Source organism: Mesorhizobium sp. M1227 (genome assembly GCF_040318315.1).
Taxonomy (GTDB): Bacteria; Pseudomonadota; Alphaproteobacteria; order Rhizobiales; family Rhizobiaceae; genus Mesorhizobium.
Genome location: NZ_JAMYLZ010000024.1, coordinates 64622 through 79294, shown reverse-complemented (window position 1 = coordinate 79294; position 14673 = coordinate 64622). Strand labels below are relative to the sequence as shown.

The window sequence follows — 14673 nt, the reverse complement described above, 5'->3', positions numbered from 1 at the left end:
GTCGCATTTATTTCGGCGCCATGCGGATGGCGCCGTCGAGGCGAATTGTCTCGCCGTTGAGCATCTGGTTCTCGATGATGTGCAAGGCAAGTGCCGCGTATTCCGAAGGCTCGCCCAAACGGGAAGGGAAGGGCACAGCGGCGCCCAGCGAATCCTGCACCTCCTGCGGCATGCCGGCCATCATCGGCGTCCTGAAGATGCCGGGTGCGATGGTGCAGACGCGAATGCCGGAGCGGGCGAGATCGCGCGCCACCGGCAGCGTCATGCCGACGACGCCGGCCTTGGACGCGGAATAGGCGGCCTGGCCGATCTGGCCGTCATAGGCTGCGACCGACGCGGTGTTGACGATGACGCCGCGCTCGCCGCCCTGCAGCGGCTCGAGCCTGGCGGCGCGGTCGGCGACCAGGCGGATCATGTTGAAGGTGCCGATCAGATTGACCTCGATCACCTTGCGGTATTGATCGAGCGGATGCGGTCCGTCCTTGCCGATCGTCTTCATGCCGACAACGATGCCGGCGCAATTGACCAGGATGCGCGGTGCGCCGAGCGTCTCTGCCGCTTCCGCGACTGCGGCGGCACCGCTCTCGGCGTTGCTCACATCGCATCGGACGGCGATGCCGCCGATGTCGGCCGCCACCTTGGCCGCACGCTCGATACCGAGATCGAGGACGGCAACCCTGGCGCCGCCGGCGGCAAGAGCGCGCGCCGTCGCCTCGCCAAGGCCGGAGCCGCCACCGGTGACGATCGCAATCTGGCCGTTCGGGTTCATCTCGACGTCCTCCTCCGTGCCCAGACTATGCCGCCAAGCCACCGTGCGACAGCACCGGCACGGTCATGCCATCGCGGCGATATGCGCGGCAATCCTTGCCTGGTCGGCGTGGCAAACCTCGCCCGCCAGCCTCGCCAACGCGCCCGGCACGATCTCGTGCGCCAAAAGCCGGTCGGGGTCGACCGGACGCGGCATCGAGATCTGCCCGCGCGGCAGCCTCCTGAAGCCGAGCGGGCCGTAGTAGGGTTCGTCGCCGACCAGCATCACCGCCGGCGCGCCGGCGTTGGCGGCGGCTTCCAGCGCGATTGCCACCAGCCGGCGGCCGATGCCGAAATTTTTGAAGGCCGGCCGCACAGCGAGCGGCCCGAGCATCAGCGCGCGGCCAGCGCCGGCGGCGATGCGCGTCATCCGTACCGAGGCGACGACGATTGTGCCATCGACGGCCACGAAGGACAAAGCCCGTTCATGCGGGCCACCTTGGCGGATCTTGTAGGCGGCGAGCACGAAACGACCTGGCCCGAAGGCCTCGTCATTGATGGCTTCGATTTCAGGATCGTGCGCCGGAGTTTCCGGCAGGTATTTCACGTCGGCCAGGTATTTCAAGTCGGCAAGGCTCATGGTCTTTGCGTTCCGGTATGCGAGGAAAGGTTTGCTGCAAGCGGCAGCGTTCGCCAGTCAGCGCTTCATCAAGCGCGGGCGCTCTTTCGTCGTCGGTCGAACCGGATCACGGCAAAGTCGAACATGCGGATGTCCGCTAGCACCAATTTTCAGCCGCCGCAATCGGCCCGCGCAGCCGACGCGCACTCGACGACGCAGCCGTTGACGATCTGTTCAGCATCGGGGATTTCCGCGGCGCCGCTTGGTGCCCTACATCGGGTAGGAACGCGAAAGGATATTGCATGGGATTGCTAGTCGAAGGCCAATGGCAGGACCGCCGGTACGATAGCGGGGAGAGCGGCGGCAAATTCGTGCGCGCGCAGTCGCAGTGGCGCGACTGGGTGACCCGCGACGGCGCGCCGGCCGAAGGGCGAAAACGCGGCTTCAAGGCCGAGCCCGGCCGCTACCACCTCTATGTCTCGCTCGCCTGCCCGTGGGCGCATCGGACGTTGATCTTTCGCGTGCTCAAAAAACTCGAGGACGTGATTTCCGTCTCGGTCGTCCATCATTTCATGGGCGCCGACGGCTGGACGTTCCTGGCCGAGGACGACGCCACCGGCGACACGCTCTACGGCCTCGATTTCCTGCACCAGATCTACACCAGGGCCGATCCCGGCTATTCGGGCCGGGTCACCGTTCCGGTGCTGTGGGACAAACGCGAGCAGACCATCGTTTCCAACGAATCCTCCGAGATCATCCGCATGCTCAATTCGGCCTTCGACGAATGGGGCGATGCCAGGCTCGATTTTTATCCGCAACCGTTGCGCGGCGAGATCGATGCGATCAATGCGCTGGTCTATCCCGCGGTCAACAATGGCGTCTACCGTGCCGGCTTCGCCACCACGCAGGCAGCCTACGAGGAGGCGTTCGGCGAATTGTTCTCGGCGCTCGACACGCTGGAGGACCGTCTGTCAAGGCAGCGCTATCTCGTCGGCGGCCGCATCACCGAGGCGGACTGGCGGCTGTTCACGACACTGGTCCGCTTCGACCCGGTCTATATCGGCCATTTCAAGTGCAATCTGCGCCGCATCGCCGACTATCCGAACCTGTCGAATTACCTGCGCGATCTCTACCAGGTGCCGGGCGTCGCCGGCACGGTGAATTTGCACCACATCAAGGCGCATTATTACGGCAGCCACGAGACCATCAACCCGACGCGCATCGTGCCGGTCGGGCCGGAGCTGGACTACGGCGCGCCGCATGACCGGGACAGGTTCAGGAAGGCGGCGTGAAATCAGCGATCTAGCGGAAGGTCTCGGAGTCCATCTTTGCCCTTCTAACGAGTTCAGCTTTCAATATGGTATTTCCAAATCGATTGGAGTAGCCGAGCGACGTTGCAAGGAACGCAACGATGCCGCTGATCATGACGATCACGACCGACATCTGGGGCGGGATTGCGCGTAACAATCCCGACGGCAGAAGCACAGCCATTCCCAAAATCATTTCTATCAGGGTTGAGAAGCCGACCATTTTCCAGAATTCAGTGCGAGTAAAAAGCTGAGCATGTCGCTTTATAAAAACGAAATATGTCACGAATGCCGCAACTAATTGTATTGTGAATTGGATGAATCTTCCAACTTTTGCTAACATGTATGGATCTATCCCAAGAACTATTGTCGAAATTAACGCTATAACGGAAAATGTTGTCACATTAATTCCCGTGTAAAGTGATACATAGAGCGCGATTCTAAATCTATCCTTTTGGCTGTGTTGCATTTTTTCTCCTCATCGCTCAGCATTTATCTCTCTGAGAACAATGAATGCTGCCGGTCTATACCGACGTAGCCAAAGCTGTTGAAGAGATGATCTACCAGTAAGGCGATGCCGAATTCCCCCCAAAAACTTCGGCAATCCGCCGCAGCGTCGCCGGTGTCGTGCCCTGGGGCAAGCGGTCGAGCGGGAAGAAGCCGGCTTCGGCGATCTCGCGGTCGGGCAGCTTGGGCGCTGTCTGGTTGAACGCCTCGACCAGATAGAGGCCGACATGGTCGCGGCGGCTGGCGCGGCGGTTGAAATGCAGCGACTTCAGCACCGGCGGTCCGGTCAGCGCGATGTTGCCTTCCTCGAAGATTTCGCGTGTCAGCGCTTCGATCATCGTCTCGCCCAACTCGACGCCACCGCCCGGAAGGTGCCAGCCCGGGACATAGGTGTGGCGGATGAGGAAGACGGAATTGGAGGGGCGGTCGTGGATCAAGCCGCGCACGCCGAGCGTCATCGGCCGCCGCAGTACGAAATACAGGTGAAACAGCCTTGCCCTGAAGCCCGGCCAGCCGGTCTGGCGCAGGGCTTGCTCGGGATCCGGCGTCATCGTCCGCGAAACCGTGAGTGGAAAGCGGCGCGCGGCTCGCCTATGAAGAAAAGATGTTCAGGCTCGCGCATATTTCCGATGTCCATCTGGGGCCGCTTCCCGATGTAACCTATCGCGATCTCGCCTCCAAGCGCGTGGTCGGTTACGTCAACTGGCAGCGCAACCGCCGCCGCTACATGCACGATGCCGTCATCGACACGATCGTCGCCGACATGAAGGCCAGCGGGCCGGACCATCTCACCATCACCGGCGACCTGGTCAATCTGGCGCTCGACGGTGAGCTCGAGATGGCCAAGCACTGGCTGGAGACGTTGGGCTCGCCCAATGACGTGTCGGTGGTGCCGGGAAACCATGATGCCTATGTGCCGGGCGCCTTCGACAAGACCTGCCGGTCCTGGGCGGCGTGGATGACCGGCGACGGCGTCAATACGCCGGTCGATCGCAACACCTTTCCCTATTTGCGCGTACGCGGCAATGTTGCGCTGGTCGGCGTCACGACGGCGCGCGCCACGGCTCCGTTCATGGCCAACGGCTTCTTTCTGGAGGGCCAGGCGGAACGGCTGCGCGACATGCTCGACGCCACGGGCAAGCGCGGCCTGTTCCGGGTGATCATGATCCACCATCCGCCGGTGCGCGGCGCGGTTTCGCAGAACAAGCGGCTGTTCGGCATCTCGCGCTTCCACAAGGTTCTTCACCGGCATGGTGCCGAGCTTGTGCTGCACGGCCATTCGCATGTGCCGTCGCTGTTCTTCATCGGCGCCCGCAAGATCAAAATTCCGGTGGTCGGGGTCGCCGCGGCGGGGCAGGCGCCCGGCAGTTCGCATGCGCCGGCGCAATATAATCTGCTCGACATCGACGGTGAAAAGGACAATTGGCGGATCAGGCTGACGCGCCGCGGCCTGACCGGGCCGGCATTGCCGCCCAGCGATCTGCAGACGCTGGAGCTTGGCGTGGGGGCCGAGGCGTCGATGGCCAGAGCAATTCCAGGAAAAGTGTGAAGCGGTTTTCAGTCCGGAATTGCGTCAAAACAAAGAAATAGAGCGGTTCAGCGTTCCGTGAAACGCTGAACCGCTCTAGAAGCTGATTTTCATCGCGACGATGCGGTCCCAGAACAACACGAGCGAAATCGCCAGGCCGACCAGCGCGCCGGCGGCGATCAGGCCGAGGCCCGAGAAGAACGCCGACCAGCCGTTGCTGCGCGCAGCGATCTGCAGCGGCGGCTCGGCCTCCGCCACCAGGGCGCGTTTCAGGCCGGCGACGGCTTGCTCGATGCCGCCTTCCATCATTCTCTGGCGTTCGACAACGCGCTCGGCGACATAGCGCGTCACCTGGTCGGCAACGACCTTCATGTCGGTCGATTCGGCGAGGACGACGCGGCCGATGCGCGTGTCCTTGAGAAAGCGGTAGGTGCGACGGTCGCGTCCCATGGCGACATGGCTGACGGCGTCGATCCACAGCCGTGGCTGCAGGCCGGACGAGACGGCGAAGTCGAAACTGTCCATGTCGGTGGGCACGTCGGCGAAGACCGACGCGAGTTCGGCGGCAAGCAGATCGAGCCGCATGCGATGCGCTTCGCGCATGTCGACGACGACGTCATCGCGGTCGGCGAAGGCGTTCTTGACGTCGCGAATGGCATCGGACAGTTTTCGCGACTGATCGATCTGGGTGATGTTCTCGCCTGCGTCCTTCATCGGCGTTGCCTCGCGGGTTTGGTTAACACCGAATTAACACAGCCGCCGGCAAAATGCACTTGCGAGATCGATGGGCCGGCAAGGGGTTCGCTGGATGAGCACAAGCGCCGCCGCCGTGCCTGCGCCAAGACCGATCAGCTCGCCGCAGCGGCGAATCCTGGACGAAGTCGCCTGCTGCGGCGCCGCATATTGCGACGGACGGCCTCGACGACCAGGCCGGGCGCTTCCTCGACCAGCATATGGCCGGCTTCCAGCACGTGGTGCAGATGAAAATGCTTCGGCACGCTGTCCGCCTGGCTGACGGGCAGCATCGCGTCGTCGGTTCCCCAAACCACCATGATTGGCATATTCAGCGTTTCAAGCCGCTCGTTCGGGATGACGCGTTGCCGATCATCCCTGGTCATGGTGGCTGCGAGCTCGACAAGTGTACGCAACTGGCCGGGGCGCCGGCGCATCTCGTTGAGGAGTTCGACCCTATGCTGCGGCAGCCGGCTTTGCGGTCCCGACATGGCGGCAAGACAGGCGCGGATTTCATCCATGCCGGCAGCGGCGGCGTAGCGACGCAGCAGCGGACCATTGATCTCAGGACCTAAACCGCCCGGCGCCAGCAGCGTCAGCGACGCCATTCTTTCGGGCTCGCTCAATGCCATCAGGGCGGCCACCGCGCCGCCCATCGAATGACCGACGAGATGGGCCCGCTTTATCCCGCGAGCGGAAAGATCCGCAAGGACGGCACTGGCTGCAATCCTGGCCGGACCGCCGCCCGGAAAATCGAGCGACAGCCCATGTCCCGGCAGATCATAGGCCAGGGTCCGCGCGCCGGGCGCCAGAGACTCGGCCACATCGCGCCAGTCGTCGTGGCAGCCACCGAAACCATGCAGGAAGGCAATCGTTGTCGGGCCGGTGCCCCGTTCGGCGGCGTAAAGGGAAGGGATCATGCAAACTTTATGGCTTGGTGCCGGAATCAATCAGGATGCCGGGGCGGTCTTATGCGGGGATCAGTCTTTTGCGGGGGTCAGACTTATGTGGAGATCAGCCTATGCGGGATCAGACCTATGGGGCATCAGATTGGCCGGTTCAAATTGTGTCTGAATTGCGCTTTGGCCGTCCGGATGGCCAGTAAAATCTTCGCGATCACCTGACGTCGTGCACGCGCCGGGAGACGTCAGCTGGCGCCGCCAAGCCCGGCGGCACGCAGGGCCTCCACCAGCCGGTTGGTCAGATCGGCGGGATATCTTCGCTCGACGAAGGTTGTGCGCGGATCGGCTGCGAATTTCGGAAATTTGGTGGTCAGTTCCTGCAGCAGCCTGCTCGCCAGCTTCTCGCGGCCGGCAGCCTTGGCGCCGATCAGCCGCGCCGCCAGATAATGCGATTTCATTTCAGTCGTTCGCAAGCCGTCGCTGGCAAGCGTGGCCCTGTTCATGTCGCCCATCATGAACTCTCCGGCGAACAGCCCGTAATCCCACCATGTCGGATGGGCGCTGGCGATGTCCACCGCGTGAGCAAGGATCGGGGCGCCCTCGCTGTACTTGCCGGCGAAAACCAGCCCGTAGCCGTAGGCGGCGGCCATTGCGAGATCGTAGGGATTGAGCTCATAGGCCTTGCGCATCCAGCGGATCGATTCCGCGGAATCGCCCATGCGCGAATTGAGGTAACCAAGGGCGCGGTGCGCGTAGGGGCTGGTCGGGCCCATCTGGATGGCGCGATGGGCAAACGTCATGGCTTTGTCGATCGTCGCGTCGGCGGGGTAGGGATAGTGGTCGGTGACCGCTTCGAGATGCAAGGACGCGAGTTCCGAATAGACGAGCGACGACTTCGCCTCCCGGTTGGCAAGATCTTCGAGGCAGCGGTAGGCGGCCTCGTGCGTCTGGGCATTCTGGTCGAGATAATATTTGCCGTTGAGCACCAGACACGCCGTCAGCCCGGTCTGGATGCCGCTCTGCTCGATGTAGTTGTAGATCGTGCCCGAGGCGGGAAGAGCCGAGGTCAAAATGCCGGAGATCTGGTCCTCGATGGCGGTGTTCGCGCTGTCGCCGGCGGTCAGGTTGCGTGAGAGCAGCACGCGGCCGGTCGCCACGCTTTGCAGCTCGAGCATGATGTCGCCGCTACGCGGCCCGGGCAGGACATCGAATACGAAGCTGGCGGCGTCGGTTACTGGATCGGGCGGGCTGTCGGCATCACGGCCGATGAAATTGATGGTATCGAAGCCGCTGAGGCCGGCGCGCAGCGATGCGGCGACACGGCGAGCCAGGTCGCTGTCGGCCTTGATGGCGATGTAGACCTGGGGGAGGTTTTCAACCGGAGGCGCTGCTATGCTGCCGGTCGCCACCGCGGTCTCGACCGCCGTGTCGCCGCCGGTCAGCAATACCACGCTACCCTGGCGAAGGATCAGCACACCCAGCATGAGGATGACCAGCGCGATCGCCAGCCAGAAGAACTGCAAATGGCGTTGCAGCGAAGGAGCAGCAGGGGCGACGGCTGGAACGCTCAGCAATGCGGCCGGATGTGCCCGGTTGCGGGCGTCCTCCAGCGATCCGGGCGGGGCGGTCGTCGCCGCTTCCTCTGTTGCCAGCTCCGGCTTGCTTTCTGCCTTGGGCTCCACCTCCGCCGGCAAGCGAATGGCGTTGAGTTCGTAGGACGGAACATAGCCGCCGCGCGGAATGGCGATGCGGACCGGTTCGGCAACGCCCTCATTGGCGAAATACTGCTGCAGAAGCTCGCGCAGCCTGCCGGCCTGCACCCGCACCACCGCATCGGTCGACGGATCGAAATCGCCGTCCTTGCCGAACACGTCCATCGCGATGGAGAAGCCCTTGAGCCTGTCGGCTTCGCCTGCCTGCTCGCGCTCGACCAGGTAGCGGAGCAGCTTGCGCGCGCGCTCGGATCGTCCGAACGTTTCGCTGGCAAGCAATCGCTCCAGCGTTTCGCGCACTGCGGGGGCGGCAGGCGTGGTATGCTGCAAGTGTCGATCCCTTCGAATTCGGCACAGGTTGAGGTACAATCATATCGCGCTGGCGGCGCCTTACAAGCATGTGCTTATGGTGCGATAGCGTACCCACCGGATAAAATTTCCGGTGGGCTGATGCGCGGCCTGGCAGTCCCGGCTAGCCGCCCTTTCGGCCGACGATGCGGTTGGCGGCCGAAACCACGGCTTCGAGCGACGCGGCGACGATGTTGGTGTTGATGCCGGCGCCGAACAGCTTGCCGCTGGGATGTTCCATCTCGACATAGGAAATGGCCGAGGCGTTCGAGCCGCGCTGCATGGAATGCTCGGAATAATCGAGCACCGACATCGGCACCCCGACATGGCGCGACAGCGCATCGACGAAGCCGTCGATCGGGCCGGTGCCGGTGCCCGATATGGTCACCTCCTTGCCCCTGTCGAGGATCACCGCTTCAACCACGCGCCGGCCCTTGACCTCGGTGTCGGGGTAGGTGTGGTGGTCGAGGAACTTCAGCCGCGCGCCGGGCTGGTCGACATAGGTGTCGAGAAAGCGCTCGTAGATGCGCCTGGCCGGCACCTCCTTGCCTTCGGCGTCGGTGATCGCCTGGATGGCCTGGCTGAACTCGATCTGCAGGTTGCGCGGCAGGTTGAGGCCGTAATCCGCATGCAGCACATAGGCGATGCCGCCCTTGCCGGACTGCGAGTTGATGCGGATGATGGCTTCATAGCTGCGGCCGACATCGGCCGGGTCGATCGGCAGATAGGGCACCTCCCAATGCGGGGTGTTGGCCTTGCGCAGCGCCTTCATGCCCTTGTTGATAGCGTCCTGGTGCGAGCCGGAAAAGGCGGTGTAGACGAGCTCGCCGACATAGGGATGGCGCTCGGGGATCTTCAGCTGGTTGGAGTATTCGTAGACGTCCTTCATGCGGTTGATGTCGGAGCAGTCGAGCCCGGGATCGACGCCTTGCGTGTACATGTTGAGCGCCAGCGTCACGATGTCGACATTGCCGGTGCGCTCGCCGTTGCCGAACAGCGTGCCTTCGACGCGGTCGGCGCCCGCCATCAGGCCGAGTTCGGTGGTGGCGATGCCGGTGCCGCGGTCATTGTGCGGATGCAGCGAGATCAACAGGTTCTCGCGGTTGTCGAGATTGCGGCACATCCATTCGATGCGGTCGGCGTAGATGTTGGGCGTCGACATCTCGACCGTGGAGGGCAGGTTGATGATCAGCTTGTTCTCCGCCGTCGGCTTGACGATCTCGGTGACGGCGTTGCAGATCTCCAGTGCCACTTCGAGCTCGGTGCCGGTAAAGCTCTCCGGCGAATATTCGAAACGGTAGCCGCCGCCGGCTTTGGCCGCCATGTCGGTGATCATCTTGGCCGCGTCGGTGGCGATGCGCTTGATGCCGGCGACGTCCTTCTCGAAGACGACGCGGCGCTGCAGCTCGCTGGTCGAGTTGTAGAAATGGACGATCGGATTGGTGGCGCCCTTCAGCGCCTCGAAAGTGCGGGTGATCAGTTCGGGCCGGCACTGCACCAGCACCTGCAGCGAGACGTCGGCGGGCACGTTGCCTTGTTCGATGCACCAGCGGGCGAAATCGAAGTCCGTCTGCGAGGCCGACGGGAAGCCGATCTCGATCTCCTTGAAGCCCATGTCGAGCAGCAGGGCGAACATGCGCGCCTTGCGTTCCTGGCCCATCGGATCGATCAGCGCCTGGTTGCCGTCGCGCAGGTCGACCGAGCACCAGATCGGCGCCTTGTCGATCACTTTCGAGGGCCAGGTGCGATCGGCAAGACCGACGGTCGGATAGGGCTGGTACTTGCGGGCAGCATCCGGCATGCCCCTCGCGGGCTTGGCGGTTTCCTCTACATTCAGACGGATATCTTCTCGTGCGTTCATCGTCTTTTCTCCCGGCGGCTCGCGGATCCAGCTTCAGGCGGATTGGTGGCGAGCGGCGCCTTTACCAGAATTTCGTTCGCTTGATGTGACGTGCCAATTTGTGACTGGCCAAGGAGCGTGCGCGTGAGCGGCGAATTCGACCGCCGGGCGCTCCTTCAGCGAACCCGGCGATCGCCGATAAGGCCGAGAAGCAGCAGGGTGGAGGCAAGCGCGCGAACGGTCTGGCCGGCAATGCCGGTCGGACGGGGCGCAAAAGAGGTGGCGCGCGGGCTCATGGCGGATTTCATACAGGAGCGGGCAAAGCGAGGCAAGTGGGGGCCTCGCTGTCGCAGAAGCTGCCGATCCAGCCTCAAGACCGGGGTTCCGCGCCGTCGCGAAACGGGAGAGAGGTGGCCGCCCACGGGTCTTGCCTTCGGCAAGCCCGAGGACAGGCTCCGCGGCCGGAGAGGAGGCCTTCGCAGGGCGCAGTCCCCTCTCCGTCTCGGCTTCGCCGAGCCACCTATCCCGATTTTTCCTGATTACAGCAACTTTGTTCTTGCTTTGTGCCGGCAGCTATGCTACTAATTTGGGTATGGTGCTGACTGGCGCCGAGGACCCGCTGTCGAGGCGGGTTTTTTATCTCAAGGTTTTGGCGTCACCTTTCGCGGACCCAGCCACTCACCTGATCCAGTTGCTCTTCCCCGAGCCCGGCAAATGCGCCAGAGTCGATTGTCGGCGGGTGCGATGGCTCGCCGCCGGGAGGGATCGTCCATGAACTTCGTGTTCTTCTCGCCGCATTTTCCAGCCAATGGCGCCGATTTCTGCGACCGGCTGAAGAAGGCCGGCGCCACCGTGCTCGGCATTGGCGACGCGCCGTTCGATGCGCTGGACGGCAAATTGAAGGCAGCCCTTTCGGAATATTATCGCATCGACGACATGGAGGAGTATGAGCCGGTGTTCCGGGCGATCGGCCATTTCATCCACAAATGGGGCCGCGTCGACCGGTTCGAATCGCTCAACGAGCATTGGCTGGAGCTGGAAGCCAATATCCGCACCGACTTCAACATCTTCGGCACCAAGCTCGACTTCGTCAAGAATTTGAAACGCAAGAGCCGCATGCGGGCGTTCTTCCGCAAGAGCGGCGTCGAAACCATCCCGCAACGCAAATGCTCCGACCGCGCCGGCGCCATGACCTTCATCCGCCGTGTCGGCTATCCCGTGGTGGTGAAGCCGGATTCGGGCTCCGGCGCCTCGAACACTTTCAAAATCTCCAACGCCGGCGAACTCGACAGCTTCTTCAGGGACAAGCCGGAAGGCGTCAGCTTCGTCATGGAGCAATTCATCGAAGGGCTGGTGGTGACCTATGACGGGCTGGTCAACCGCGACGGCGAGGTGGTGCTGGCCGCCAGCCACCGCTACGACCAGAGCGTCATGGAGGTGGTCAACCGCGACCGCCATATGAGCTATGTCTGTTTTCCCGAGATCAGCCGGGCGGTCGAGGAGGCCGGCAGGAAAATCCTCAAGGCGTTCGACGTGCGCGAGCGCTTCTTCCACATCGAGCTGTTCGAAACCAGGGACGACAGGGTCATCGCGCTGGAGGTCAACATGCGGCCGCCTGGCGCCTGGATGACCGATGCCATCAATTACACCTTCGATATCGATGTCTATGCCGCATGGGCCGACATGGTGGTCAAGGACGCCGCCGGCGGCCCTTACAGGGGCAAGTATTTCACCGCCTATGCCAGCCGCAAGCGGCACCTCAACTATGTGCACAGCCACGCCGACGTGCTGGCCGCCCATGGCGACATGATCGTCCATCATCACGCCATCGAGGAGGTTTTCAGCCGCGCCATGGGAAACTACGCCTATCAGCTGCGCTCCACCGACCCGAAGGCGCTGCGCCGGGCGGTCGACTACATCCATGCGGAAAAGGCGTGAGGCGATGGACGTTTCCTACCACAAGGGTTTTGGCCGCAACCTCGGCCGCGACATGGAATACAAGCGCTACGGCCATGCCGGCCGACCCGTGGTTGTGTTCCCGACTTCGCAAGGGCGGTTCTACCAGTTCGAGGATTCCGGCGCCGTCTCGGCTCTCGCCGAGTTCGTCGACACCGGTCGCATCCAGTTGTTCACGCTGGACGGCATCGATGCGGAATCCTTCTTCGACCGCCATGCCGAGCCGGCCCATCGCATCGCCCGGCATGAAGCGTATTTCCGCTATGTGCGCGAGGAGGCGCTGCCGGAACTCCTGTCTGTCGCAGCCGAGGCCAATGGCGGGCGTACGCTGAAGCCGCTGTTTTGCGGCTGCTCGATGGGCGGCTACCATTCGTCGAATTTCGTCTTCCGCTTTCCGGAACTGGCCAGCGGCGTCATCGCGCTGTCGGGGGTTTACTCGACCCACGATTTCTTCGGCAATGCGCTCGACGGACAGATTTTCTTCAACTCGCCGCTCGACTACCTGCCGGGTATCGTCGATCCGGGGCTGCTTGGCAGGCTGAAGGCGCTGCGGCTGATCTTCTGCTGCGGACAGGGTGCCTGGGAGGAACGGATGCTGGCCGATACGCAGGCGCTGGAACAGATCCTGCGTGACAAGTCGATACCGGCCTGGGTCGACTACTGGGGCGGCGATGCCGCCCATGACTGGCCGTGGTGGCACAAGCAACTGGTTTATTTCTTCGCCCGCTGGCTGGACGACGATCTGATGCACCGGCTGGATTAGGCCACCTGGAGGAAGGAAATGACCACGCCCGATGCCATCCGCCGCTTTGTCGAAGCTACCAACGCCGGCGACACCAAAGCTTTCCTCGAGACGTTCACGCCCGATGCCTTCCTGAGCGACTGGGGCCGGTCGTTCAAGGGCCGCGAGCAGATTGCGCGCTGGAACCAGTCGGACAATATCGGCGTGCAGTCCAAACTTAGCATCATTCGTATCGAACCGGCGGGCGAGACCTATCACGTCCGCATTGCCGTCACAGGCAACGGCTTCAACGGCGAGGGCGACATGGCATTCACCGTGGACGGCAACCGCATCTCCAGCCTGGTGATCAGCTGAAGGATATTTTGAGGGCCCTTTAGGCCACCTCGCCGCCACGGCCGCCGTTGCTCGCGCGGGACTCATTGGCTTGATGCCAAAAACATGACTATGTTTATCATCTTTTAGTGGAAACGCCAGGCCGGCTGTGGCATGCCGCAAAGGCGCCGACGTCCAGGGCGATCTCGAATTCAACGGCATCGAAAGGCTTAGCGATGGAGCAATTGAGTGCGCAAACCCGGATCAGCGGTGCCGCCATCCGGTCGGTGATGGACAGGCTGCGCGCCGAGCACGGCGAATCCGAGATCGATACCGGCCTTGCCGATCATTGGGAATTTCGCACGCACTACGGCTCGTTGAAAGCCGCGCTCGGTGACGACAACGTGCTGATCCGCGTCGCGGCCGAGGATGAAACCTGCCTGTCCTACATGAAGATGGCGGTCGCCGGCCATTTCTCGCAACATCTCGGCACGACCAGGGGCATCGCTTGGCAGGGCGACGGCAGCGATGCTGGCACGCCGGTGTTCTTCCGCGAGATCACGGTGCTGTCCTCGACGCGGATTTCTCCGCATATGCAGCGCGTCCGCTTCACCGGCAACGATCTCGGCCGCTTTGGCCGTGGCGGCCTGCATGTGCGGCTGCTGCTGCCGCCGCGCGGCAGGCTGCCGGTGTGGCCGTCGATGGGCGCCGACGGCCTGATGGTCTGGCCGTCGGGCGAGGACGCGCTCGTCGTGCGGGTCTACACGATCCGGGCGCTGGACGCCGCAAGCGGCTGGCTGGATGTCGATTTCGTCCTCCACCCCGGTATGGATACGCCGGCGGCCGCTTTCGCCGAAAAGGCAGTTGCCGGCGAGATCATCGGCATGATCGGACCGGGCGGAGGCGGCGTGCCCGAGGCGCAAAACCTGCTGCTGCTCGGCGACGACACCGCGCTTCCGGCGATCGGCAGGATCCTGGAGCAGCTTTCGCCGTCAACCCGCGCCGAAGCGTTCATCGAGGTCGATGGTCCCGACGACCGGATGCCGCTGGCCACGGGCGAGACCGTTGCCGTCACCTGGCTCTATCGACATGGGCGCGAGGCCGGTACAGCCAGGCTGTTACCGGCGGTGCTGCAGCAGCGGAACCGCACTGCCCTTATCGACAATCTCTATGTCTGGACCGGATGCGAGTTCGGTGATTTCCGCGAGATCCGCAGGATCGTCCGCAAGGAATGGGGCGTGCCGCGCGACCGGCATCTGGTCACCGCCTACTGGCGCCGCGGGACGCAAGCGGCGGACGGCGGCGAAGAATAGCGCGCCGCCCCTCGGGGGCAGAGGATCGCATACGGATTCTTGCGAAGAAGACCCCCACCCCTAACCCCTCCCCACAAGGGGGAGGGGAACTTTTGCGGCAGAGCCACT

14 protein-coding genes are annotated in these 14673 nt (G+C 63.2%); 6 read left to right on the top strand and 8 right to left on the bottom strand.

Features of this window, described 5'->3' with window-relative positions:
* Positions 1-7: 7 nt before the first annotated feature.
* Positions 8-769: an SDR family NAD(P)-dependent oxidoreductase gene (locus NKH28_RS23735; RefSeq protein ID WP_352980562.1), complete on the bottom strand. Its 762-nt coding sequence runs from the start codon at positions 767-769 to the stop codon at positions 8-10.
* Positions 770-832: 63 nt separating this feature from the next.
* Entirely contained in the window at positions 833-1387 is a 555-nt protein-coding gene (locus NKH28_RS23730) for a GNAT family N-acetyltransferase (RefSeq protein ID WP_352469689.1), read from the bottom strand.
* A gap of 281 nt (positions 1388-1668) precedes the next feature.
* Between NKH28_RS23730 and NKH28_RS23725 the strand changes: the two genes are divergently transcribed.
* On the top strand, positions 1669-2658 hold the full coding sequence (locus tag NKH28_RS23725) for a glutathione S-transferase family protein (RefSeq protein ID WP_352980561.1): 990 nt from the start codon (positions 1669-1671) through the stop codon (positions 2656-2658).
* Between the two features lie 10 nt (positions 2659-2668).
* Here NKH28_RS23725 and NKH28_RS23720 read toward each other — a convergent pair whose 3' ends face one another.
* Both NKH28_RS23720 and NKH28_RS23715 read right to left on the bottom strand, forming a co-directional pair.
* Positions 2669-3016 carry a hypothetical protein gene (locus NKH28_RS23720; RefSeq protein ID WP_352980560.1) on the bottom strand — a complete coding sequence of 116 codons (348 nt, stop codon included), beginning with the start codon at positions 3014-3016 and terminating at the stop codon, positions 2669-2671.
* 217 nt (positions 3017-3233) lie between these two features.
* A complete protein-coding gene (locus NKH28_RS23715) occupies positions 3234-3731 on the bottom strand; it encodes an NUDIX domain-containing protein (RefSeq protein WP_352540967.1) in 498 nt (165 codons plus the stop codon).
* Positions 3732-3784: 53 nt separating this feature from the next.
* On the opposite strand from NKH28_RS23715, the gene NKH28_RS23710 reads away from it, so the two are divergent.
* Entirely contained in the window at positions 3785-4729 is a 945-nt protein-coding gene (locus NKH28_RS23710) for a metallophosphoesterase family protein (protein ID WP_352980572.1), read from the top strand.
* A 75-nt stretch (positions 4730-4804) separates the two neighbouring features.
* Here the strand turns inward: NKH28_RS23710 and NKH28_RS23705 are convergent, their stop codons facing one another.
* From NKH28_RS23705 to leuA, 4 genes are all read right to left on the bottom strand, one after another.
* A complete protein-coding gene (locus NKH28_RS23705) occupies positions 4805-5422 on the bottom strand; it encodes a hypothetical protein (protein ID WP_352772490.1) in 618 nt (205 codons plus the stop codon).
* 134 nt (positions 5423-5556) lie between these two features.
* Positions 5557-6360 (bottom strand): alpha/beta fold hydrolase, encoded by an 804-nt coding sequence (locus NKH28_RS23700; protein ID WP_352980559.1) that lies wholly within the window; start codon positions 6358-6360, stop codon positions 5557-5559.
* A 227-nt stretch (positions 6361-6587) separates the two neighbouring features.
* Positions 6588-8384 carry a tetratricopeptide repeat protein gene (locus NKH28_RS23695; protein ID WP_352822376.1) on the bottom strand — a complete coding sequence of 599 codons (1797 nt, stop codon included), beginning with the start codon at positions 8382-8384 and terminating at the stop codon, positions 6588-6590.
* Positions 8385-8526: 142 nt separating this feature from the next.
* Entirely contained in the window at positions 8527-10263 is a 1737-nt protein-coding gene (gene leuA, locus NKH28_RS23690; RefSeq protein WP_352980558.1) for a 2-isopropylmalate synthase, read from the bottom strand.
* Positions 10264-11013: 750 nt separating this feature from the next.
* Here leuA and NKH28_RS23685 point away from each other — a divergent pair.
* From NKH28_RS23685 to NKH28_RS23670, 4 genes are all read left to right on the top strand, one after another.
* Complete coding sequence (locus NKH28_RS23685) at positions 11014-12180, top strand: ATP-grasp domain-containing protein (protein ID WP_352540972.1); 1167 nt, start codon at positions 11014-11016, stop codon at positions 12178-12180.
* A gap of 4 nt (positions 12181-12184) precedes the next feature.
* The gene (locus tag NKH28_RS23680) at positions 12185-12961 is read left to right on the top strand and encodes an esterase family protein (protein ID WP_352770870.1); all 777 of its coding nucleotides are present in this window, start codon (positions 12185-12187) and stop codon (positions 12959-12961) included.
* Positions 12962-12979: 18 nt separating this feature from the next.
* Positions 12980-13294, top strand: a complete 315-nt coding sequence (locus NKH28_RS23675) for a nuclear transport factor 2 family protein (RefSeq protein WP_352469698.1) — start codon at positions 12980-12982, stop codon at positions 13292-13294.
* Positions 13295-13488: 194 nt separating this feature from the next.
* Positions 13489-14565 (top strand): siderophore-interacting protein, encoded by a 1077-nt coding sequence (locus tag NKH28_RS23670; protein ID WP_352980557.1) that lies wholly within the window; start codon positions 13489-13491, stop codon positions 14563-14565.
* Positions 14566-14673 lie beyond the last annotated feature (108 nt).

Coding starts and splice junctions, on each gene's coding strand:
- NKH28_RS23735 (WP_352980562.1), bottom strand. CDS start 769: ATGAACCCGAACGGCCAGATTGCGATCGTCACCGGTGGCGGCTCCGGC.
- NKH28_RS23730 (WP_352469689.1), bottom strand. CDS start 1,387: ATGAGCCTTGCCGACTTGAAATACCTGGCCGACGTGAAATACCTGCCG.
- NKH28_RS23725 (WP_352980561.1), top strand. CDS start 1,669: ATGGGATTGCTAGTCGAAGGCCAATGGCAGGACCGCCGGTACGATAGC.
- NKH28_RS23720 (WP_352980560.1), bottom strand. CDS start 3,016: ATGTTAGCAAAAGTTGGAAGATTCATCCAATTCACAATACAATTAGTT.
- NKH28_RS23715 (WP_352540967.1), bottom strand. CDS start 3,731: ATGACGCCGGATCCCGAGCAAGCCCTGCGCCAGACCGGCTGGCCGGGC.
- NKH28_RS23710 (WP_352980572.1), top strand. CDS start 3,785: ATGTTCAGGCTCGCGCATATTTCCGATGTCCATCTGGGGCCGCTTCCC.
- NKH28_RS23705 (WP_352772490.1), bottom strand. CDS start 5,422: ATGAAGGACGCAGGCGAGAACATCACCCAGATCGATCAGTCGCGAAAA.
- NKH28_RS23700 (WP_352980559.1), bottom strand. CDS start 6,360: ATGATCCCTTCCCTTTACGCCGCCGAACGGGGCACCGGCCCGACAACG.
- leuA (WP_352980558.1), bottom strand. CDS start 10,263: ATGAACGCACGAGAAGATATCCGTCTGAATGTAGAGGAAACCGCCAAG.
- NKH28_RS23685 (WP_352540972.1), top strand. CDS start 11,014: ATGAACTTCGTGTTCTTCTCGCCGCATTTTCCAGCCAATGGCGCCGAT.
- NKH28_RS23680 (WP_352770870.1), top strand. CDS start 12,185: ATGGACGTTTCCTACCACAAGGGTTTTGGCCGCAACCTCGGCCGCGAC.
- NKH28_RS23675 (WP_352469698.1), top strand. CDS start 12,980: ATGACCACGCCCGATGCCATCCGCCGCTTTGTCGAAGCTACCAACGCC.
- NKH28_RS23670 (WP_352980557.1), top strand. CDS start 13,489: ATGGAGCAATTGAGTGCGCAAACCCGGATCAGCGGTGCCGCCATCCGG.